The 19,445-nt window shown below is 57.5% G+C and carries 18 protein-coding genes and 1 pseudogene; 2 read left to right on the plus strand and 17 right to left on the minus strand.

Annotated features, from left to right (window positions below; all coding sequences use genetic code 11):
* The 3 genes from ACYBHZ_RS18355 to ACYBHZ_RS18365 are packed head-to-tail and all read right to left on the minus strand — an operon-like array spanning position 1 to position 2,721.
* Entirely contained in the window at positions 1-705 is a 705-nt protein-coding gene (locus tag ACYBHZ_RS18355) for an ABC transporter ATP-binding protein (RefSeq protein WP_460275759.1), read from the minus strand.
* Positions 702-1,481: an ABC transporter ATP-binding protein gene (locus tag ACYBHZ_RS18360; protein ID WP_460275760.1), complete on the minus strand. Its 780-nt coding sequence runs from the start codon at positions 1,479-1,481 to the stop codon at positions 702-704. Before ACYBHZ_RS18360 ends, ACYBHZ_RS18355 begins: the two co-directional genes overlap by 4 nt.
* Positions 1,482-1,539: 58 nt before the next feature.
* Positions 1,540-2,721 carry an ABC transporter substrate-binding protein gene (locus ACYBHZ_RS18365; protein WP_460275761.1) on the minus strand — a complete coding sequence of 394 codons (1,182 nt, stop codon included), beginning with the start codon at positions 2,719-2,721 and terminating at the stop codon, positions 1,540-1,542.
* Positions 2,722-2,955: 234 nt separating this feature from the next.
* On the opposite strand from ACYBHZ_RS18365, the gene ACYBHZ_RS18370 reads away from it, so the two are divergent.
* Entirely contained in the window at positions 2,956-3,687 is a 732-nt protein-coding gene (locus ACYBHZ_RS18370) for a TetR/AcrR family transcriptional regulator (protein WP_460275762.1), read from the plus strand.
* A gap of 63 nt (positions 3,688-3,750) precedes the next feature.
* Here ACYBHZ_RS18370 and ACYBHZ_RS18375 read toward each other — a convergent pair whose 3' ends face one another.
* The 11 genes and pseudogenes from ACYBHZ_RS18375 to ACYBHZ_RS18425 form a co-directional block, all read right to left on the minus strand.
* Positions 3,751-5,139, minus strand: a complete 1,389-nt coding sequence (locus tag ACYBHZ_RS18375; RefSeq protein WP_460275763.1) for an aminotransferase family protein — start codon at positions 5,137-5,139, stop codon at positions 3,751-3,753.
* Positions 5,136-6,470 carry an aspartate aminotransferase family protein gene (locus ACYBHZ_RS18380; protein ID WP_460275764.1) on the minus strand — a complete coding sequence of 445 codons (1,335 nt, stop codon included), beginning with the start codon at positions 6,468-6,470 and terminating at the stop codon, positions 5,136-5,138. The genes ACYBHZ_RS18375 and ACYBHZ_RS18380 overlap by 4 nt, the downstream gene beginning before the upstream one ends.
* Before the next feature lie 249 nt (positions 6,471-6,719).
* A pseudogene (locus ACYBHZ_RS18385) lies at positions 6,720-7,419 on the minus strand (IS6 family transposase).
* A 694-nt stretch (positions 7,420-8,113) separates the two neighbouring features.
* A complete protein-coding gene (locus ACYBHZ_RS18390) occupies positions 8,114-8,635 on the minus strand; it encodes a gluconokinase (protein ID WP_460275765.1) in 522 nt (173 codons plus the stop codon).
* Positions 8,632-9,903 carry a TRAP transporter large permease gene (locus tag ACYBHZ_RS18395; RefSeq protein WP_460275766.1) on the minus strand — a complete coding sequence of 424 codons (1,272 nt, stop codon included), beginning with the start codon at positions 9,901-9,903 and terminating at the stop codon, positions 8,632-8,634. Before ACYBHZ_RS18395 ends, ACYBHZ_RS18390 begins: the two co-directional genes overlap by 4 nt.
* On the minus strand, positions 9,900-10,529 hold the full coding sequence (locus ACYBHZ_RS18400; RefSeq protein WP_460275767.1) for a TRAP transporter small permease: 630 nt from the start codon (positions 10,527-10,529) through the stop codon (positions 9,900-9,902). Before ACYBHZ_RS18400 ends, ACYBHZ_RS18395 begins: the two co-directional genes overlap by 4 nt.
* 174 nt (positions 10,530-10,703) lie before the next feature.
* On the minus strand, positions 10,704-11,723 hold the full coding sequence (locus ACYBHZ_RS18405) for a DctP family TRAP transporter solute-binding subunit (protein WP_460275768.1): 1,020 nt from the start codon (positions 11,721-11,723) through the stop codon (positions 10,704-10,706).
* Positions 11,724-11,775: 52 nt separating this feature from the next.
* A complete protein-coding gene (locus ACYBHZ_RS18410) occupies positions 11,776-12,768 on the minus strand; it encodes an NAD(P)-dependent oxidoreductase (RefSeq protein ID WP_460275769.1) in 993 nt (330 codons plus the stop codon).
* Complete coding sequence (locus ACYBHZ_RS18415; RefSeq protein WP_460275771.1) at positions 12,723-13,028, minus strand: putative quinol monooxygenase; 306 nt, start codon at positions 13,026-13,028, stop codon at positions 12,723-12,725. Before ACYBHZ_RS18415 ends, ACYBHZ_RS18410 begins: the two co-directional genes overlap by 46 nt.
* Positions 13,025-14,401 carry an NAD(P)H-dependent oxidoreductase gene (locus ACYBHZ_RS18420; protein WP_460275772.1) on the minus strand — a complete coding sequence of 459 codons (1,377 nt, stop codon included), beginning with the start codon at positions 14,399-14,401 and terminating at the stop codon, positions 13,025-13,027. Before ACYBHZ_RS18420 ends, ACYBHZ_RS18415 begins: the two co-directional genes overlap by 4 nt.
* 269 nt (positions 14,402-14,670) lie before the next feature.
* The gene (locus ACYBHZ_RS18425; protein WP_460275773.1) at positions 14,671-15,576 is read right to left on the minus strand and encodes a LysR substrate-binding domain-containing protein; all 906 of its coding nucleotides are present in this window, start codon (positions 15,574-15,576) and stop codon (positions 14,671-14,673) included.
* Positions 15,577-15,872: 296 nt separating this feature from the next.
* On the opposite strand from ACYBHZ_RS18425, the gene ACYBHZ_RS18430 reads away from it, so the two are divergent.
* Entirely contained in the window at positions 15,873-16,583 is a 711-nt protein-coding gene (locus tag ACYBHZ_RS18430) for an IS6 family transposase (RefSeq protein ID WP_460275774.1), read from the plus strand.
* A 120-nt stretch (positions 16,584-16,703) separates the two neighbouring features.
* Here the strand turns inward: ACYBHZ_RS18430 and ACYBHZ_RS18435 are convergent, their stop codons facing one another.
* The 3 genes from ACYBHZ_RS18435 to ACYBHZ_RS18445 are packed head-to-tail and all read right to left on the minus strand — an operon-like array spanning position 16,704 to position 19,405.
* On the minus strand, positions 16,704-17,720 hold the full coding sequence (locus ACYBHZ_RS18435) for an ABC transporter ATP-binding protein (protein ID WP_460275775.1): 1,017 nt from the start codon (positions 17,718-17,720) through the stop codon (positions 16,704-16,706).
* A 3-nt stretch (positions 17,721-17,723) separates the two neighbouring features.
* On the minus strand, positions 17,724-18,548 hold the full coding sequence (locus ACYBHZ_RS18440) for a carbohydrate ABC transporter permease (protein ID WP_460275776.1): 825 nt from the start codon (positions 18,546-18,548) through the stop codon (positions 17,724-17,726).
* Positions 18,545-19,405 (minus strand): carbohydrate ABC transporter permease, encoded by an 861-nt coding sequence (locus ACYBHZ_RS18445; RefSeq protein WP_460275777.1) that lies wholly within the window; start codon positions 19,403-19,405, stop codon positions 18,545-18,547. The genes ACYBHZ_RS18440 and ACYBHZ_RS18445 overlap by 4 nt, the downstream gene beginning before the upstream one ends.
* Positions 19,406-19,445 lie beyond the last annotated feature (40 nt).

Below are 19,445 nucleotides of genomic sequence, written 5' to 3' on the forward strand. Positions count from 1 at the left end.
TCAGCCTCCCAAGAAGGATTTGCGCACTTCGGCGTCAGCCATGAGAGCAGAACCCGTTCCCGTGAAACGGTTTCTACCCTGTACCAGAACATAGCCAATATCTGCTATTTCAAGAGCTTGACGGGCGTTCTGCTCAACCATTAGAACAGCGAGGCCAGTCCGCGCGATTTCGATGATCCGATCAAACAATTCGTCCATCACTACTGGCGAAACCCCTGCGGTCGGCTCGTCGAGCAACAGAACGCTCGGACGTGTCATTAAGGCACGTCCAACCGCGACCTGCTGGCGTTGCCCCCCCGACAATTCACCAGCCCTTTGGTGTCTTTTTTCGTATAGTGCCGGGAACAATTGATAGACTTCTTCGATCATTTGCTCGATGCTGTCGTCTCGTATTACCCCTCCCATTTCAAGGTTTTCGCGTACGGTCATCGTCGGAAAGACATTGCGCACTTGAGGCACGAAACTCATTCCCGCGGCCACACGTCCTTGTGGCGACAAATCGCTCAAATCCTTGCCGCCTAAACTGACGACTCCTTCCGTCAATTTCAGCATCCCCAAAAGGGCCTTCATACCGGTCGATTTTCCGGCTCCATTTGGACCGACAATCACCGCGATCTGACCGCGATTCACCTCAAGATCACATCCGTTAAGAATGTTTGCCCCGCCGTAACCACCGACCATGCCCTTGCCTTTCAAAAAGCTCATGAGGCCACCTTCCTATTCTTGAGACCTGTACCGAGGTAAGCATCGATGACCGCTTCATTATTCTTAATTTCTTCAGCCGTTCCCTCGGCCATCACGGTGCCCTCAGCCATACAGATCACGTGGTCACACATGCGTGTGATAAAATCCATGTCGTGCTCGATAAGGCAGAACGTGTAGTGTCGCTCGTCCCGCAGCCGTTCGATCGCGTCACCTATCGTGTTTAATAGGGTTCGATTAACCCCTGCTCCGACCTCATCAAGGAAGACAATGCGCGCATCAACCATCATGGTGCGACCCAATTCCAAGAGCTTCTTCTGACCACCAGAAAGGTTGCCGGCCAACTCGTCTGCTACATGGGAAATTTCGAGGAACTCAATCACCTCATCGGCTTTGCGCCGAACCAATTTTTCATGCTCTCGAACGCGCTGTGGGCTGAACCAAGCATTTAGAAGCTTTTCCCCTGGCTGATGATCTGGAACCATCATGAGGTTCTCGCGTACGGTCAAAGTTGAAAACTCATGAGCGACCTGGAAAGTTCTAAGCAACCCAGCAGAAAACAACTCATGAGGTTCCAAACCCGTGATGTCCCGCCCGTCGAGATGCACAACACCTGATGTCGGCTTATAATGACCTGCAATGACATTGAAGAGCGTTGTCTTACCTGCGCCGTTCGGCCCGATGAGCCCGGTAATGCTACCAGTCTTGATCTGGAGGGAAGCACCGTCTACGGCCTTTACCCCTCCAAAGTGTTTGTGGAGGCTGTCTACGACAATCATTTTCAATGATCCTAGAAAAGCTGGCTAAGCTATATAAATGCCTAGCAAATTTAGACATTCAGCGAAATCTCACGGTGGTTTGCGTGCCGTCTTGGATGACGAACTCTCGGAAGTTTCCGGCGCTTTCACCTGGGCTGACCAATTCGACGCCCGATGCGCCTTGGTAGTTCACTGCGCCCCCTTCACTGAGGATCTTAAGTGCCTTTGCAAGCTCCCCAGGTTGAATTGGCTCACCCGGCGCGTTCGCAACATCTATAATCCGGTGCTTCACTGCGCCACTATCCACGCTTCCGGCGGCCTGTATGCCAAGCATAAGGATCGCCGCCGCATCATAGGACTCGCCGACATATGGGCCAACTTTGAAATTAGATATTTCGGCGATGCCTGAAAATGTCTCGGAAGCGCTACCCTCAGCTCCTGGCACGATACCGAAAGAGCCTTCAAGATCGGAGCCGAATGTGTTGAAGAGCTCCTCGCCGGACATGCCATCGGGAAGCACGAAGGTTTGAAATGCATCTAGGTCGATTGCACTACTGATGATGCCTTTCCCACCCTGGTCTTGGTACCCGGCCACTATCAAAACATCACCCCCCGCTGCGGCAAGAGACGCCACCTCAGCGCTGTAGTCACCTTTCCCGTCTTCATGCGACGAATTGATCGTAATCTTGCCGCCAAGAGCCTCGAAGCTGTTGGCGATACTGTCTGAGAGACCTTTTCCGTAATCATTGTTTGTATATGTCAATGCCGCTTGTCTTACACCGCGTTCGATCATGACCTGAGCAATCACTTCTCCCTGGCGCGCATCAGACGGAGCTGTCCGGAAGAATAGGTCATTATCTATGACGTTCGACAAGCCAGGAGAACTTGCAGAAGGAGAGACCATGATCACACCTTTCGGCAGCGCCACATTCTGGAGAATTGCTGTCGATGCACCTGAACAAGTTGCGCCGATAATGGCATCTACGCCGACACCTGAGATAAGCCGCTCTGCCGCCGCGGTTGCCGCGCCTGCGTCGAGGCAGGTGGAATCTCCGCGAACACTTACTACAGATTGCCCATCCAAGAGCCCGCCAGCGGCATTCACTTCGGCAATCGCCTGTTCCGCCCCGGCGGCCATATCGGGGGTAACGGACTCTAATGGACCGGTGAACGCCAAAAGGAGTCCAACTTTGATATCATCGGCCGCTGCGGGCGATGCGAGAGCCGTCGCCAGTGTCAGAGATTCGAGCAGTCGTTTCATATCTGAGTTCCTTCTGATCTAATGAAAATTACATCGTTAAATGTACGGTGTACATTAAAATGGGGTGACGCAAGCCGTTTTTGCCTTGAACAGTCACAAGTTGCCTATACATTTGTAGTATGGGTTTTTTTTAGCCTCTTTAAGAAGGCTCCGTCTTAATGTGGGCATTTTTTGTGCACACAGAAAATGGCCTTTGGATTAAAGAGAAGTAACGAAACAGGTAAAGGTCACTCAATGCTGCCACTTTCGAAACAAAGTAAACCAAGAGGTAGGCGGAAGCGCAAAGACGGCTCACCAAACCTTGAAAAAAAAGCAATTGTCGCCGCAGCGCTGAAATTGATAGACGTCGAAGGCATTGAAAACTTTTCGATGCGAAAGCTTGCCAAGGAACTCAACGTCTATCCCACAGCAATCTACTGGCACTTACCCAACCGCAACGCTGTCATCGGAGAAGTTATCAGCTCAGTTCTTGTTGATCTCGTACCCGACAATTTTGCCGATGATTGGAAAAATGGTCTTATCGGGATGTTCAGGAACTACAGAGACCGCGTCAGGGCTCATCCAAACATTGCCCCCATGATTGGCGCCCAACTGGTTTCTAATACCAGTGTCGATTTTGAGATGGTCGAGAGCATTCTGTCAGCTTTGTCGGAGGCAGGGTTCAACGGCCCAAAACTTAGAGCTGCATACAACGCTGTAATCGCCGCGATGGTAGCCTACACAACTCAAGAATTTTCCTTGGTCCCAGAGGACGCAAAAGGAGAATGGTCGGCTGCAATGCAAGAAACCATCAGGGGAGTTGATTCACAAAAGTACCCGATAACCGCAATGAATCTGAATGACCTGCAAAACCGCGCTTTCATTCTCAGATGGGAGAACGGAACAACTGCACCCTTGGACGATGGTTTCGAACTGTATATTCATGCTTTCGTTGACGGCTTGGAAGCGCAGTTGGCACAGCCCTGAAGACTTTCCAGCGCCTAACCAAAGGTTAATTCGGCGGAGCACTCGAAGACTCCGCCAAGAGCTTCAAGTCTCTTGCAGAAGGCCCTTTTTCGCCAATTCTTGCTCGAAATCCGCAATGGATTTTGCAAACAATTGCAGCAACCCGTCTGCTTCTTTGCGCGTCAGGGTCAGGGGAGGTGTAACCATGACCCATTCGCCAAATTTCCCACCGGCAGTCTTCCGAGTGTAGAGCAAGAGGCCATTGTCGATACCGATCTCAAGAAGTCGATAGACCGCCCTGTGCTCAGCCGGAATCGGCGCTTTCGACTTCTTGTCTACGACAAGTTCAACCGCAATCAACATGCCCTTGCCGCGGACGTCGCCAATGATCTCGGACTGATCCGCAATTTTACGCAGACCATCCATAAGATAGGTACCGATCTCCCGCGCGTTGGACATCAAATCCAGGCGCAGCATTTCGTCAAGAACTGCAACAGCTACAGCGCATGAAAGCGGATTGGCTGAATAAGTGTGCCCATGAAGGAAGCCACCTGAGGCTACGATTGGCTCAACGATACAGTTTGGGACGAGCACCGCAGCGAGCGGAGTGTATCCTGCAGCAACACCCTTCGCCAGAGTCACAATATCAGGGCGCACCTCAGGCCAATGCTCGGACGCAAGGAAAGTGCCAGTGCGTCCCGCGCCACACATGACTTCATCAAAGATCAAAAGCACGCCATGTTTGGTGCAGATGTCGCGCACCGCTTTGTAATAACTGTCGGGTGCCACGAGGCCACCAGTGGCCAATCCTCCAACCGGCTCCATGATAAAAGCCAAAACTCTTTCGGATCCGACATTCGTGATCTGCTTCTCCAATTGTGCAGCACAGTCCAGCGCATAGTCTTCAGCGCTGACACCCTCGGGAAGGCGATAGGAAAACGGCGCGGGCACCTTTGGCATGATGCGCATCACGGATTCAAAAACATCATCCGAGAGCGGATCACCGGTGACGGCTGCTGCCCCCAAGGTAGCGCCATGATAACTCGGGCTGCGCGCCAGCACGACGGTTCGCCCTACCTCGCCTTTGACGACGGCGTATTGTCGCGCCATCTTGATCGCTGCCTCCGTTGCCTCCGAGCCACTCCCGACGAGGAACACCTGATCAAACCCTGGACCGGCCAGATCAATCAGCTTCTCGGCCAATTCGCGATTGGGTTGGTTTTCGAAAACGGCACGACTTGCATAACAAACTTTGGCAGCTTGTTCGGCCATGACCTGAAGCACGCTCGAGTTGCCGTGACCAATATTCGTAATCACCGGGCCCGACGAAGCGTCGAGGTATTTCTTGCCTGTAGCGTCCCAAAGGTAGACGCCGTTAGCCCTGTCGATCGTCGGAAGATGTGCCCGGTTGCCAGAATAGAACACTTGGATCGGAGACCCGCGCTTGAGGGTGGCGAGAGAAGTACTGCTCATGAATTTTGTCCTTCCATTTCATGCCACAGCGAAGTGTGCGTCATCAGAATTTTGCGGAATGTTTCTACGAAGCGGTCCAATTCGTCTTGAGTGTGACAAACGTTCAAGGCCACCAGACCCCGCTTGGCTAAATAGATTCCATGGTTGAGGAACTCAAAGAACAAGAGGTCCTTCAACTCTTTGTTTTCTTGAGCAACCTGCTCGGCGAACCGAACCGGCCCTGATTGGGTATGTATGTTCATGATACTACCTACGCCAGAAACATGGACCGGGGCACCGCTTCCGGCAGAGACTGAGTTGAGGCGCGCACGCAAAGCGTCCCCCATCGTGGTCAGGCGCCTTGCTTCCTGGGAGGTATAAACCTCTGTAATGCCCACAAGGCCGGCTCGCATAGTCATCGCATTGTTGTTAAATGTGCCGGAGTGCATCAGCGCATTCGCATGGCGTGGATCAAACCGATCCATGATGTCCGCGCGTCCGCCAAACACACCAATGGGCATACACCCACCTATAAATTTGCCCATCGTTGTGAGGTCAGCATTGAGACCCAACTCCGGTTGCATGCCCCCAGCATAATGTCGAGCAGTCTGAACTTCATCCAAAATCAGAAGAGCTCCCGAGCTACGGCACCAGTCTTGCAAACCGGTCAAAAATGCCTTTTCGCCCGAAATGCAGCCGCCGGCGCCGAGCACAGGCTCAACGAGAACTGCAGCGACGTCCTCCACGTGCGGCGAAATGGTGGCAAGTGTTGCATCCAGATCATTGTAACGGCCATAGAGAAAATCGAACGGCAGGTTGCTCGCGCTCGCACCACCTACAAAAGTAAGAGGGCCACCGTGGTAGCCACCTTTGAATACTACGATCTTGTTACGTCCCGTGATAGCACGTGCTGCAACCATCGCCATGATGTTCGCCTCGGTTCCCGAGTTGGTCAGGCGCACTTTTTCAAAACATTCGAAACGGGCACAAATCGCCGCCGCTAATTTTGCTTCACCAACGGTATGCGACGACAGGTTCAACCCCTCGGCAGTTGTCGCCTGAATTTCAGAGACGATGCGCGGATGTGAATGACCAAAAACGCCAGAGGTAAACTCGCTGAGCATATTTAGGTATTTGTGGCCGTCCAAATCCCAAAGGTAAGTGCCTTCTCCACGTGCCATGGTGAGTGGGAAGGGCCCATAAAAGAGACTGCTGCGCGTGTTCCCTGCGGGGAGTGATTGCTCCGCTTTCCGAAACTGGGCTTCACTTTTCGGGTGCTCACGGACGTACCGATTCTCGGCTTGCGCGAGAGCTCTACTTAGGCACTCCCATCTTGTCGTTCGTGCAGGCATATCATTCTCCAAATACTTGAATGATTTCTCTATAATACTTGCGCTCTTAAATGTACATCTTTAATTGTACATCGTACAATATGAAGTATATATGAGCGAAAGGTTAGCACACTAGTTCCCGGTGAAGGTCGGAGACCATTTGAGTGCGTATCTTTGCGAAATCAAACGGATTTGAAGCCTCTCAATGAGATTCTATGGTGTTGTCACGTTAATCAGTATCCGGCTGAAGATGGTTTGTTGGGTGGAAAGTTAAACAAGCCCGGCGGCGGTCTTCCAGATGTCGAATGCTTCCAGTCGATGAAATCGGATGGCCATGGCAGTGCGGCGGCGGGATGGAACGGAAAAGCAATTTCGGGTTGGCGAATGGATGGAAACAAATCGCTGCAATCCGCCAGGCGAGCGAAATCCTTGCATGCAGCGTTCGCGTTTCCTGAACGGCAGGTGACTGTTTTCAGCCCGGTTATTCAGACCTTTATGGGAACGGTGTTCCAGTCCCGGTGCGACGTCACGTTTCGCGGCTCCATAGGACCGCAGCTTGTCGGTGACGATCCGCTTGGGCAGGCCAAATCGCTTTATCAGGGATCTCAAAAGGCGCTTTGCAGCTCGTTTGTTACGCCTGGATTGAAGGATTTCCTCCAGCACGGGTCCCGTCCTGATCGACGGCGCACCAAAGCCAGAATTTACGCCCCGATATCACCACGACAACCTCATCGAGGTGCCAGATATCGCCGGGGCGGCGCTGACGGCGGCGTAAGTTCCGGGCGATCTGCGGCCCAAATTTGCGGCCCCAACGCCGGATGGTCTCATAGGAAACGTCGATGCCTCGTTCCAGCAGCATCTCTTCCACTTCGCGAAGGCTCAGGTTGAAACGAACGTACGACCAGACCGCATGAGCGATGATTTGCGGCGGAAAGCGGTGGCGTTTGTAGCTGATCAACTGTTTCTGCATCCTCCCGAACTATGTCCAGACACTGCAATGAGCAACCGTGCCAAGCTTAACGTGACAACACCTCTTATCGTCATCCGCCGAAAGAAGGGCAACCGTATCTCAAGCGCTCGGCCCATCTGCCCCAAGAAATCAGGGATATCGGCTGGAAGGGCAGACCCGCCTGTACAAGCGGTTCCGCCATTTGTCGAACTCTGGCAAACCCCAACCACGCGTGTTGGCCGCGATCGCGCGCGAACTGGTGGGCTTCATCTGGGACATCGCACGAAAGACGCCACTGCCCGCGTGATCGACACGCGCAAGCTGCCTGTACGGCACGCTGGAGATGGTAGCTGCCAATGATAGGGAAATCCTCGGAGCACGTTGGGAAACATATCCGCTCTTAGAGAGAGGTCACCCGTATCGCACCAGGTCAGGCGGTATCCAATCCGCGGATGAGAGCATGACAACCATCGGTTCGGCCCACCGTCTCCAGCGCCTGTACAGGCTCATCCCCTGTCAGCGGGGTAGTCTCATTGTGTCAGGAAAACCAAAAACGCTCATGAGAACGTACGATTCTGCACTCAGCCGGAGCAGAGCCCTCCCAGCACCCTGCATACACGGCGTTCCGAAACGTTCTGCCGGACCAAAGCATGAGTGCCGCGTTTGAGGATGCCTATTCCGGATTTCGCGCGGCATATCCGGGGCTGAAGGCCATTCAGCGAGCTTGGGATGTCATCGCGGCGAGGACTGAGGAGACAATCGCTGCAACCGGCAGGCGCGCGTCGAAGGATAGGCCCAGTTCCTCGGGATCGAGCGGTTCGAGAGCGAGCGCCTGGCTCTCGGCGAGGCACGTGGGCATGAAATGATCCGTGCGGGCCTGCATGCGGGCTTGCGCATCCTCGACCGATAGCACGAGATGGACGAACAATACGGTTTGCCCCCGCGATAGCCGTTCACGGTAGGCGCGTTTGAGCGCCGAGCAACTGGCGACCACTCCCCCTTCTCCCTTTGCGGCACGGTCCATTTCGTTGCGGATCAGATCCAGCCAAGGGGCCCGCATTGCGTCGTCGAGCGGCCGTCCCTCTGACATCGCCTTGCGGTTTTCGGCAGGGTGGAAGTCATCGCCTTCGAGGTAGGCATAGCCGAGCGCCTGCGCCAGCGCCTCTCCGACAGTCGACTTGCCACAGCCACTTACCCCCATGACGACGATGCGGCGCGGAGCCTTTGGGTCCGTCATGTCAAAAGCTCCATCGGCCACATCACAATCTGCGGGAAGGCCGCGACCAGCACGAGAACCACAAGGTTTATGGCATAAAAGGGCAAGGTCGCCACGACCAGACGTTCGGCCGGCACTTTCGAGACATAGGCCGTCGCGAAGAGGCAGGTGCCCACCGGCGGCGAGGCGAGTCCTATGGCGAGGCAGGTCACCATGAAAATCAGGAAATGCATCGGATCGACTCCGGCCGAGACAGCCGCCGGCATCAGCACCGGGATGAGCATAAGGGCGGCCGCGACGATATCCATGAGCATCCCGACGATTAGGAACACTAGACCCATCAGCAGAAGTGTGACGAAGGGCGAACCTGTGAAACCTGACAAGAGGCTCGACGCTTTTTGGGGCAGCAGATCGACGGTGAAGACAAAGGTGGCGGCGGAGGCGACCATGAGGATCAGGAGCACGGTGCCTGCAAGCTGACCCGCGAGGATGGCGAGTTGGACGAGATCACGCAGCCCCATCTCTCGATGGACGATCCCGGCCACCAGGAGCGTGTAAATCACGGCAAGGCCCGCCGCTTCGGTGGGTGTCACGATCCCCGAAAACATGCCCGTGAGAATGATGATGGGGGCGCCGACAGAGGGTAGCGCGCGGGCAAAGGCTCGGATTGAGGCGCGCGGGTTGAAGGGGGTGAGCATACCGTAGCCGCGCTTGCGCGAGACGATCCCGTTATAGAGTGCAAGAGAGAACGCAAGCAGCAGCCCCGGCCCCAAGCCTCCTGCAAGCGCACCACCGACCGACTGGCCCGAGGCGGAGGCCGCGACGATGATGAGGATCGAGGGCGGCACGAGGGTGGCTAGGGTCGCGGTGATGAGGGTGAGCGCGGCTGAATAGGGCCTCGGGTAGCCGCGCGAGGTCATCGAGCGAATGGTGATGGGCCCGAGGCTCGCGATATCCGCGACCGAAGATCCGGAGATGCCGCCGAACACGAAGGAAGACACGATGTTCACATGGCCGAGGCCGCCGCGAAAGCGCCCGACCACGGCTTCAGCCGCGTCGAAGATGCGTTCGGACAGCCCGCCGCGTTCCATGATCTGGCCCGCGAGGATGAAGAGCGGCACAGCGATCAGCAAGAATGAGTTGATGGAGGTCGCAAGCGATTGAGTCAGCATGGAGACTGGCAGGTCAAAGAAGAGCAACGCCGCCAGCGTGCCGAGGCCGAGCGCAACTGAGAGCGGTACGCCGAAGGCGGCTAAGAGCGAAAAAATTCCGAGCAGAGTAAGGCTCATGCGGATCGTCCTTCTTGAAAAAGGCTGCGATGGTCCTCGTGGGACCGGCGAAGGGGAGGCGTATCAGAGTGCTTCAGGTCGACCTTGCTGGAGGCGTCTCTCGCAATGACTGCTTTGCTCGGCCCCACTTCGGGCTCTGACATTTCCGGTGAGAAAGACACGGGGTCCGGCTCGATAAGCGCATGCACGATTGCACCGACCACCGCGAGCGCCCCACCGAGCACCACCGGAACCGAGGCGATCCACATGCCGATCTGAAGGATGGCCGAGGTTTCGCCAAAACGGATTTGCTGCCATAGCAGGTCCCAGCCGTGGCGTGTCACCACTGCAAAGAGCAGCGCGGTCGCGAGGCCCGGCAGGAAGTCAATCACACGGCGCGCGGTCCGCCCCGTCGGCAGGTCGGAAAAAATCGTTACACGAGGGTGTTGCCCGTTGCGAAAGCCCGCTGCGAGGCCAAACCAGATCGTCCAGATGAACAGAAAGCGCGACAGTTCTTCCGTCCAGGGCAGGGAATTGCCCAGAAGCCGCGTGCCGACCTGCAAACCGATGAGCAGCACCATGCCGAGCACGGCGGTCAGAAGGATGCCGTCGACAAGACGCCATATCGCTCTGTCCAGAAATTTCATGTTGTCCTCCGCGATATTTCAAGTTCCGCAACACGCCGTGGATCAAAAGGCGGCTGCGCGCCTGCCTGTTCCCGACCTGCTCGACGGCCAAGGGAGAGGGGCGCGGTATGCTGCGCGACCAGTTTACTGATCGGAGCGGGGAAGCCCATAGCCCCCGCCCCTTTTGAAGACTGATCAGTTGTTGGCGACGAAATCGAGGCTCATCTGCATGAACTCTGCGCCGATCTTGTCCGCGAACTGCGGATAGATGCCGCGCGCAATTTCCTGCACCTTTTCCAGCTCGCCGTCGGCAAAGCGGTTCACCTGCATGCCAGTGCCTTCGAGCTTGCCGATGATCTCTGCTTCCTGCGCGATCTCATTGGCGTCATGCTCGGCGATCATCTCGTCGGCTGCTTCCTGAACGGCCGCGTGGAATTCTTCGGGGATCTTGTCCCACGCCGCGTTCGAGAGCGCGAGAACGAAGCTGTCCGAGAGGTGCTGGGTCATGTTGAGTTGGCCCTGCACTTCATAGAGGCGGTTGTTCCATGGCACCTCGACCGGGTTTTCCTGACCGTCGATCGCCTTCAGCTGAAGCGCGGAATAGACTTCGGAGAAGGCCATCGGCGTCGGGTTGGCACCGAGCGCATCGAACAGCGCCACAAAGAGCGGGTTGTTCGGCGTCCGCAGGGTCAGCCCGTCGAAATCCGCAGCCGTCGTGATCGCGGTCTCACGCGAAGTCACGTTCCGGAAGGTGCGCAGAAAGAAGCCCAGACCATGGATGTTAAGGCGGTCGAGCGAAGCTTTGAGTTCGTCACCCGGCGCACCGGAGAGAAAGCCTTGGAGCTGATCGTAATCGGCGAAGAGGTATGGCAGCGAGATGGCGTTCATCTTTGGCTCGAAGCTCGCGTAGACCGAACTCGCGAGGATCAGGCCGTCGAGGGCGCCGGAGCCGAGCTGGTTGATTGCTGCGTTCTGGTCCTTGCCGAAGAGAATGCCGTCGGGGAACACTTGAAAGGTCACTTCGCCGCCGGTCTTCGCGTCCACGAGTTCTGCAAAGCGGCTGGCAGCCTGACCGACCGAGCTCTCGGCGGGATCGGGCACAGCGAGGCGCAGCTTGGTCGCTGCCTGAGCGGCGGGTGCTTGCAACAGTGCAACGGCGGTGGCGATGGCGGCTGCGCCTTGCATCAGGACGCGGCGGGTGATGGTACGGGTCATTCGGGTCTCCTCCCAGTTTGACGATAGTGCCGGAGTTTCACACTCCGTGCAATTAGGCGGGAAGCGGCGTGGCTCCCTGCGGTGGAATGGCGTTACGCCGTTCCAATTCGAGGATCAGCGCGGAATGATCGAGGTCCGCACCGTCGTGGGCCACCAGGTCGGCAAAGAGCGCGTCCGCGGTGGCAAGAACAGGCAGGTCGAGGCCAAGGTCCTGCGCCACGGCGAGCGCCGCGCGGGTGTCCTTAAGCTGGTATTTGGCCGGGCCGCCCGGTTCGAAATCTTCTGCGATCATCCGGGCGCCATGCTGCTCGAGGATGCGCGAGCCTGCGAACCCTCCCATCAGCGCCTGACGCACGCGGGCCGGATCGGCCCCGCCGCGCCGTGCGAGCAGCAGCCCTTCAGAGACAGCCGCAATGGTTGAGGCCACGAGCATCTGGTTAACGAGTTTGCACAGCGCGCCCGTGCCTTCGGGTCCGGTATGGGTGACAGTGCCCATACAGCCTAGCAGCGGGCTCACCGCAGCGACGTCGTTCGGTGTGCCGCCTGCCATGATCGAGAGCGTCGCCTCCCGGGCGCCTTTTGTGCCGCCCGAGACCGGAGCATCGACCCAACGCAGCCCGAGCGAGCGTGCCCGCCGCGCCATGTTGCGCGCCTCATCGAAGCCGATCGATGACATCACGACCAACGACGTGCCTGGCGACATGCGCTGCGCGACGCCGCCGGTCGCGTCCGTGCCGAAGAGGATTTCTTCACAGACGGGACCCGAAGAGAGCATCACAATGACGACCTCCGCGCCCTCAACCGCCTCGGCAGGAGTGTGAAACACCCGCGTGTCCAGCCCCACGGCCTCGGCCTTGCGCGTGTCGCGGTTCCACAGGCGCATCCGGTGACCGGCCCGCGCGCAGGCGGCCGCCATAGGTACGCCCATCAGCCCGGTTCCGAGCAGAGCGACCGTCAGGGCCTCCGCTGCGGTGGCGGAGTGTGCGGAGGCATCGTGGTTCACGGCAACCTCCGGTCCAGAAAGCGCACCGGCTGTTCGTCGCACAGGTGCAGCATGTCGCGGAAGGCCGCGACATGGGGGGTTTCGAGATGCGCGTCAAAGGCCGCGCGGTCGACGTAGACCTCGTAGAACATCACGCGCACCGAATCCTGCGACCCTTCAGGCGCGCGCTCCACGATCACGTCGAACTGCAGGCACCCTTCTTCGAACGCGCAGGAGTGGCTCGCGTCCGCCCCGGCGGCCTCGAGGAACGCGTCGAGGCGTGCCGGGGCCACCAGGAATTCTGGCAGGACGACGAAGCTCATGCCTCGACCGCCTCGCGCGCGCCAACCGGAGAGGTCGGACCCATGACGCGGACCTGTTCGCGGCGCAGTGCGACCACGTCGAGATCGTCGGTAAACTCGACATCCGACATGCGCACGATCTGGTCGCGTTTGATGTCGTTCTTGAGTTTGACGTGATGCGCAAGACCCATCGGGAGCGCGTCGATTGCACAGGACTGTGTCGCAGGGATCGCCTTGGCCCAGGTGGCGAAACCACCCTCGCCATCGAGGTAGGAGCCGGCCTTGAGATCGGACTTGGCCGTGGCCACCGCATCGCCGTTGAAGACCTTGGAGGTTCCCGTGGGTTCGCCGCGCAGCACCGCAGAGAGCACCGAGACCGAGGTCTCGAGACCGATCAGGTGGAAGGGCCGCCACATCGAGCCATACCAGCCGGACTTGTCGGTGAGCAGCCCGTATTGTTCAAAACAGTCGCGGGTGTATTCGTCCGGCGCCTTGAACGTCACGAACATGCCGTAGCGGATGTTGTTGACGACTTCGCGGCCGTCGGGTTCCTGACTCGCGGCGATGTCCACGAGGCCCGATTTGGGCATCCGGCCGCCATCGGACTTCGGTTTGAACACCTGAGCGAGGTCATGCAGACCGGAGGGATAGAAGGCGAGGCCGTCGTCCGGGCAGTCAAGTCCGGTGGCGTTGGCGACGGCAGCCATCTCGATCGCGGCTTTGGTGCCGTCGGTGAAGGAGTTGTACATCTTCGGGTTAAAGTCGCCCTTAGCCACGAACTCGTCCGACCAGCCGAAGTAGCCCCAAACAGTGTCGGGTGTCGAATAGCGGTATTCCGGCTGGAAATTCATGCCCTTGCCGGCCGAGATCAGCTCGAAACCGCAGGAGCGCACCCAGTCCACGAGTTCGCAGATAAAGGCAGGCTGGTCGCCATAGGCCATCGAGTAGATCAGACCTTTCTCACGCGCCATCTTGCCCAGAAGCGGACCGCACATCACGTCGGCCTCAACGTTGACCATGACGATGTGCTTCATGCCATCAATCGCCATGAGCGCGTGGCGGACGCCTGCGATCGGGTGGCCGGTGGCCTCGATCACACATTCGATGCCATCGAAATCGCACATGGCGCGGACATCGTCCGTCACGAATGTGCGGCCTGTGTCAATCGCATCCCCGAGCGAGGTCGCGGCGTATTCTTCTTTGTCCCAACCGGTGCGCGCCAGCGATCCGCGTGCCTTGCCGACGTCAAGGTCTGCGACAGCGACAATGTGATAGCCCTCGATCTTGCGCGCCTGCGCCAACACCATCGAGCCGAACTTGCCCGCACCGATCAGACCGACCCGCACGGGCCGACCCTTGGCGTTGCGCTCCGCGAGCATGGAATGAAGGTTCATCGTGCGTTCTCCGTTCTATGGCAGTCCGCGACATGGCGTGAACTGCAGCAAAATTTCAGGGGAAAACGGCCGAGAAGACACAGGTTCGCGAACGGCTTTTGGCCGCTATCACCGTCCTGCACACTTCTGAGGGCTCCTCCCCTGTCGGCGACGTGTCATCTGCCGACAAACCGACGTTCGCCGATACCGGAACAAAGAACAATTTAACTTTTTTTATATATCGTTTAGATATTCTAAAAATACTTTCGCCGAGACGTAGATCGCACAGATCACAATGCGGAATTGGCGTCGCTCTCGGCCTGCCAAGCCGCAGCTTCGGCTTTGAGCCAGTCGAGGAACCGGCGGACGCGGCTCCGGCGCATATGGGTGTGCGGACAGACCAGCCACTGTGTCGAAATGCTCATTTGCGCCGCATCGCGCACCGGAACGACCAGAGTGCCGTCGCGCAATTCCTTCCACATCATGAGATTGCTCTCCAGTGCCACGCCCATACCCAGAACGGCTGCATCAACCGCCATATGCGAGCGATCAAAGAGCAGGTGATTCTCGATCTGCCCGTCATCGAGACCGAAATGTTCGAGCCATTGCCCCCACTGAATCTGCGCCTTGACCGAGCGGATGATGCGAAAACGGAACAGGTCCGCGGGGTCGAACGACCGTGACGCCGCAAGCGACGGGGAACAGACCGGCATGAACCGTTCGAGTGCGAGCGGTTCGACATGCAGTCCCGGCCATCGTCCCGTTCCGTGACGGATATCGAGATCGACGTGGTCGCGGTTGAAATCCGTCGGTTCGTTCGTCCCGTCAAGACGCACATCAATATCGGGATTCGCATCCAAAAAACGCGGCAAGCGCGGCAAAAGCCACTTCGTCGATACGGTCGGTGTCGTGCGGATCGTCAGGCGTGAGGCGGTTTTGCGGCCTTTCATCTGCTGTGTTGCGGCGATGATCCCTTCCACTTGTCCCGCGATCAGCTCGAAATAGCGTTCGCCCTCTTCTGTGAGCCGGATACGCCGCCCGATCCGCGCGACGAGCGCCGTGCCGACCTGTTCCTCAAGCGTGCGCACCTGCTGCGTGACGGCGGAGGGCGTGACGCCCAACACGTCTGCTGCGGCGCTCACCGAATTGAAGGTCGCAACATGGTAGAACACTGAGATGGCGCGAAAAGGTGTCATGGAGCCTCGCGGACTTTTGCACTCTGAGATTTTAAAGTTTACCTAAACATTTGAGGAAGCACTTTAGCAAGTTTACGCGAAAGACCGTGCGAGGGCTCTGTTGCAAATTTTTATGGCTGCGAAAATTTTGTGTGTCATTGCTAAGATAAGAGGTATGGCATGAGCGACTTTAAAGGCCGTCATTTCCGAGGTGAAATCGTGCTTTGAGCTGTGCGTTGGTACTGCCGTTACGGGGTTAGCTATCGCGACGAGATTGCCAACTTGCTGGCGCTCCTGAAGCAGTCTAGCGATCTGCTATGAATGCACCGACCGATATGCCGCGCCTTAAAGGCTACCGTTTCCCTCGTCAGATCATCGCCTACGCGGTATGGGCCTATCACCGTTTTGCGCTGAGCACTGCCAACGTGGAAGACCTGCTTGCTGAGCGGGGTGTAACCGTAAGCCGGGAAACCGTGCGCAAATGGGTGAACCGGTTTGGTCGGCATTTCGGACATTGCATCAAGCGTGACCGGCCAGCTGCGGCAGATAAATGGCATCTGGACGAAGTCGTTGTGCCAATCAACGGCGCGAAGATCTGGTTGTGGCGCGCCGTGGATTCCAACGGCGACGTTCTCGATATTCTGGTGCAACCACGGCGAAACGCCAGAGCGGCTAAGCGGTTTCTGAAACAGTTAATCGCCCGATTTGGCCGGCCCCGCGTCATCATTACAGACAAATTGCGCAGCTATGTCGAACCGATCCGTCAGCTAGCACCGGACTCCGATCATCGCGCCCACAAGGGCCTCAACAATCGGATCGAAGGTTCGCATCGACTGACCCGAAAGAGAGAGAAGCTCATGGGCCGGTTCAAGTCGCCAGGGCAGGCGCAACGCTTCCTTTCCGCTCACGACCAGATCAACACAATATTCCGCCCCCGCCGATATCGCCTTTCCGCCGCTTCATACCGCCATGTCAGATCAGATGCTTTCGATCTGTGGTGGAGCTATGCCCTCGAAATGACCGCGTGATAAAGGCCCGACGGAGCTTCTGTGATCACTGCAGAATAAGTTGGCAATCCCCGTTCAATTGGCGAGGCGCGCGGACACGCTTGCCAAACGCCTCACGCCATGCCTCGTCACAAAAGCAGATCAAGCGATCTGAAATGCCCTTTCAGTTTCACTTTCCGCTCCATACCGAAACTCTCGACCCTCTTGCGGCGTCGCATAGACACGTTGTTCGAGCGCAAAGTTGCGGCTTCCGTCGACCCGGACCGTCAATTCGCCAAGTACGGCGCAATCAAGATGCAGGATGGTATCCGCACCGAGCCGTTCGACATGTCGAATGTCACAGGGCCACTGGCCGTCCGTCTCCGACACGGTCACATGTTCTGGGCGAATACCATAGGTGCGACACCCCATCGCCTCTGCAACATTGCCGTTGTAGAGGTTCATCTTGGGCGAGCCGATGAAGCCGGCCACAAAGGGCGTCGCGGGCCGTTCGTAAAGATCCATGGGACTGCCGACCTGCTCGATATTGCCGCCATTAAGCACGACGATCTTGTCGGCCATGGTCATCGCTTCGACCTGATCGTGGGTCACGTAGATCATCGTCGTGCCGAGCCGCTGGTGCAGTTCGGTCAGCTCTATCCTCATCTGGCTGCGCAGCGCCGCATCGAGGTTGGAAAGCGGCTCGTCAAAGAGAAAGACCTTGGGATTTCGTACGATCGAGCGTCCTATGGCGACGCGCTGCCGCTGCCCGCCCGAGAGCGCCTTCGGTTTACGGTCGAGGAGCGCTTCGAGCTGGAGCACTTTGGCCACCTCGTCGACACGCCTTTTGATCTCGTCCTTGGGCGTGCGCGCGAGCGACAGGCCAAAGCCGATGTTCTCACGCACTGTGAGATGCGGGTAAAGCGCGTAAGACTGGAACACCATCGCGATGCCGCGCTTGGACGGCTCGACATGTGTCACATCCTCGCCATCGATTTCAATGAGTCCCGAGGACGCGTCCTCAAGCCCCGAAATCATACGGAGTAGGGTTGATTTTCCGCAGCCCGAGGGGCCGACGAAGACGCAGAACTCACCGGACTCGATTTCGAGATCGACGCCTTTGATGACTTCGACGGCGCCGAAACTCTTACGCAAATCTTTTAGAACGACACGGGACATTTCTTATCCTTTCACAGCGCCGGAGGTCATGCCGGCCACGATCTGGCGGTTGAAGACCACGAAGACGATGAGCGGCGGAATGGTAATCAGCAGGATGTTCATGAACAGCAGGTTCGACTGGCTCACGAACTGGCTCTGAAAGTTGTAGAGCGTCAGCTGCACGGTGATGTTGTCACGCCCCGGCAGGTAGTAGAGCGGATGCGTGAAATCGTTGAAGATCGAAATTGCCTGCACGACGATCACAGTGACCGTCACGGGCTTGAGCAATGGCAGGATAACACGAAAGAACACCTGCCACGGCTTTGCGCCATCGATCAAGGCAGCTTCGTCGAGATCGCGCGGGATCGTCGCAATGAAGCTGCGGAACAGAAGGATTGTAAAACCGAGGCCATAGGCGACCTGGATCAGGATCATTCCGTGGAGCGTCTTGAAGAGGTGCAGCTCCTGCAACACCCAAATCGTCGGCACGACCGCAGGTGGGATCATCAGGCCAGAGAGCGCGACGGAATAGACAATCCGTGTAACGCGGCTCGGGCGGCGCTGGACGATGTAGCCGACCATCGCGCCAAAAATGACGAGCAGAGTTAACGCGCCCAGGGTGATGACGGTGGAGTTCCAGTAGGCCAGCAAAAGCGCATAGTCGCGCGCCTGGATTACCTCGACGAGGTTCTGCCAGAACAGCCATCGTTCGGGCAGCGAAAAGTCCAGACTGCTCGCCTCTTCAACGCTCTTGGACGCGTTGATGATAACAAAGAGGAACGGCACGATAAACACGACGAACGCGATGGCCAGTGATATGAGGCCGGTAACCAGATTGCGACGTTTCATATGTCGTCCCCCTTGCGGTTGAGCCACCATGCCAGCGGCGCGACGATAAAGGCGATCAGCAGAAACAGGATCACGTTGCCCGCCGTCGACAGGCCCCAGAATCCGGCTTGGTACTGTTTGTAGATCACACTTGCGAGCACGTCGGACGAGAAGCCCGGACCACCGCGAGTCATCGCCCAGATCAGGTCAAAGAGACGCAAACCGCCGATGAGCGACAGGATGATGACCGTCGTCGTCGCGGGACGCACGAGCGGCACCGTCACGCGCCAGAAGAGTTGCCGCCGCGTGGCACCGTCGATCCGCGCCGCCTCGTAATAGTCGGGACTGATGGTCGCCAGACCCGCGATATAGATGAGCGTGGCAAGGCCCACTCCGCGCCAGACGTCGACGAATGCGACGGAAAAAAGCGCGAGTTTCGGATTGGTCAGCCAACCCGGACCGTCGATCCCGATCGTCGCGAGCGCCATGTTAATCGCCCCTTCGGTCGGGTGCATGAGTTCCTGAAACAGCAAACCTACGCCAATCGTAGAGACGAGCACGGGAAAGAACACGACCGAACGCATAAACCCTTGCGCAAACATCCCCGACGTCAACAGAACGGCCAGCAAGAGACCGAGAACCGTCTTGAGGCCCGACGTCAAAACGGCAAACAGAAGTGTGTTGATCACGCCGCGCTTGAGGAATGGTTCAGAGAGAAATTGTGTGTAGTTGTCAAAGCCCGCGAACCGCGCTTCGAACGGATCCCAATAGGTCAGACTGAAGTAGAATGACGAGACCGTAGGCACCAGAAACAGCACCACAAAGACAATCGCCGCTGGCAGGATGAACCAATATGGATAGGCCGATTTGCGCCGCATTGTCTTGTCCTTTTGCGCCGGGCGGGCAACCCCAAAAGGG

The organism is Celeribacter sp. ULVN23_4 (genome assembly GCF_054788345.1).

Bases quoted from the DNA above. Each gene is read 5' to 3' on its own strand.
- ACYBHZ_RS18355 (WP_460275759.1), bottom strand. From the start codon at position 705: ATGAGCTTTTTGAAAGGCAAGGGCATGGTCGGTGGTTACGGCGGGGCA.
- ACYBHZ_RS18360 (WP_460275760.1), bottom strand. From the start codon at position 1,481: ATGATTGTCGTAGACAGCCTCCACAAACACTTTGGAGGGGTAAAGGCC.
- ACYBHZ_RS18365 (WP_460275761.1), bottom strand. From the start codon at position 2,721: ATGAAACGACTGCTCGAATCTCTGACACTGGCGACGGCTCTCGCATCG.
- ACYBHZ_RS18370 (WP_460275762.1), top strand. From the start codon at position 2,956: ATGCTGCCACTTTCGAAACAAAGTAAACCAAGAGGTAGGCGGAAGCGC.
- ACYBHZ_RS18375 (WP_460275763.1), bottom strand. From the start codon at position 5,139: ATGAGCAGTACTTCTCTCGCCACCCTCAAGCGCGGGTCTCCGATCCAA.
- ACYBHZ_RS18380 (WP_460275764.1), bottom strand. From the start codon at position 6,470: ATGCCTGCACGAACGACAAGATGGGAGTGCCTAAGTAGAGCTCTCGCG.
- ACYBHZ_RS18390 (WP_460275765.1), bottom strand. From the start codon at position 8,635: ATGACGGACCCAAAGGCTCCGCGCCGCATCGTCGTCATGGGGGTAAGT.
- ACYBHZ_RS18395 (WP_460275766.1), bottom strand. From the start codon at position 9,903: ATGAGCCTTACTCTGCTCGGAATTTTTTCGCTCTTAGCCGCCTTCGGC.
- ACYBHZ_RS18400 (WP_460275767.1), bottom strand. From the start codon at position 10,529: ATGAAATTTCTGGACAGAGCGATATGGCGTCTTGTCGACGGCATCCTT.
- ACYBHZ_RS18405 (WP_460275768.1), bottom strand. From the start codon at position 11,723: ATGACCCGTACCATCACCCGCCGCGTCCTGATGCAAGGCGCAGCCGCC.
- ACYBHZ_RS18415 (WP_460275771.1), bottom strand. From the start codon at position 13,028: ATGAGCTTCGTCGTCCTGCCAGAATTCCTGGTGGCCCCGGCACGCCTC.
- ACYBHZ_RS18420 (WP_460275772.1), bottom strand. From the start codon at position 14,401: ATGAACCTTCATTCCATGCTCGCGGAGCGCAACGCCAAGGGTCGGCCC.
- ACYBHZ_RS18425 (WP_460275773.1), bottom strand. From the start codon at position 15,576: ATGACACCTTTTCGCGCCATCTCAGTGTTCTACCATGTTGCGACCTTC.
- ACYBHZ_RS18430 (WP_460275774.1), top strand. From the start codon at position 15,873: ATGAATGCACCGACCGATATGCCGCGCCTTAAAGGCTACCGTTTCCCT.
- ACYBHZ_RS18435 (WP_460275775.1), bottom strand. From the start codon at position 17,720: ATGTCCCGTGTCGTTCTAAAAGATTTGCGTAAGAGTTTCGGCGCCGTC.
- ACYBHZ_RS18440 (WP_460275776.1), bottom strand. From the start codon at position 18,548: ATGAAACGTCGCAATCTGGTTACCGGCCTCATATCACTGGCCATCGCG.
- ACYBHZ_RS18445 (WP_460275777.1), bottom strand. From the start codon at position 19,405: ATGCGGCGCAAATCGGCCTATCCATATTGGTTCATCCTGCCAGCGGCG.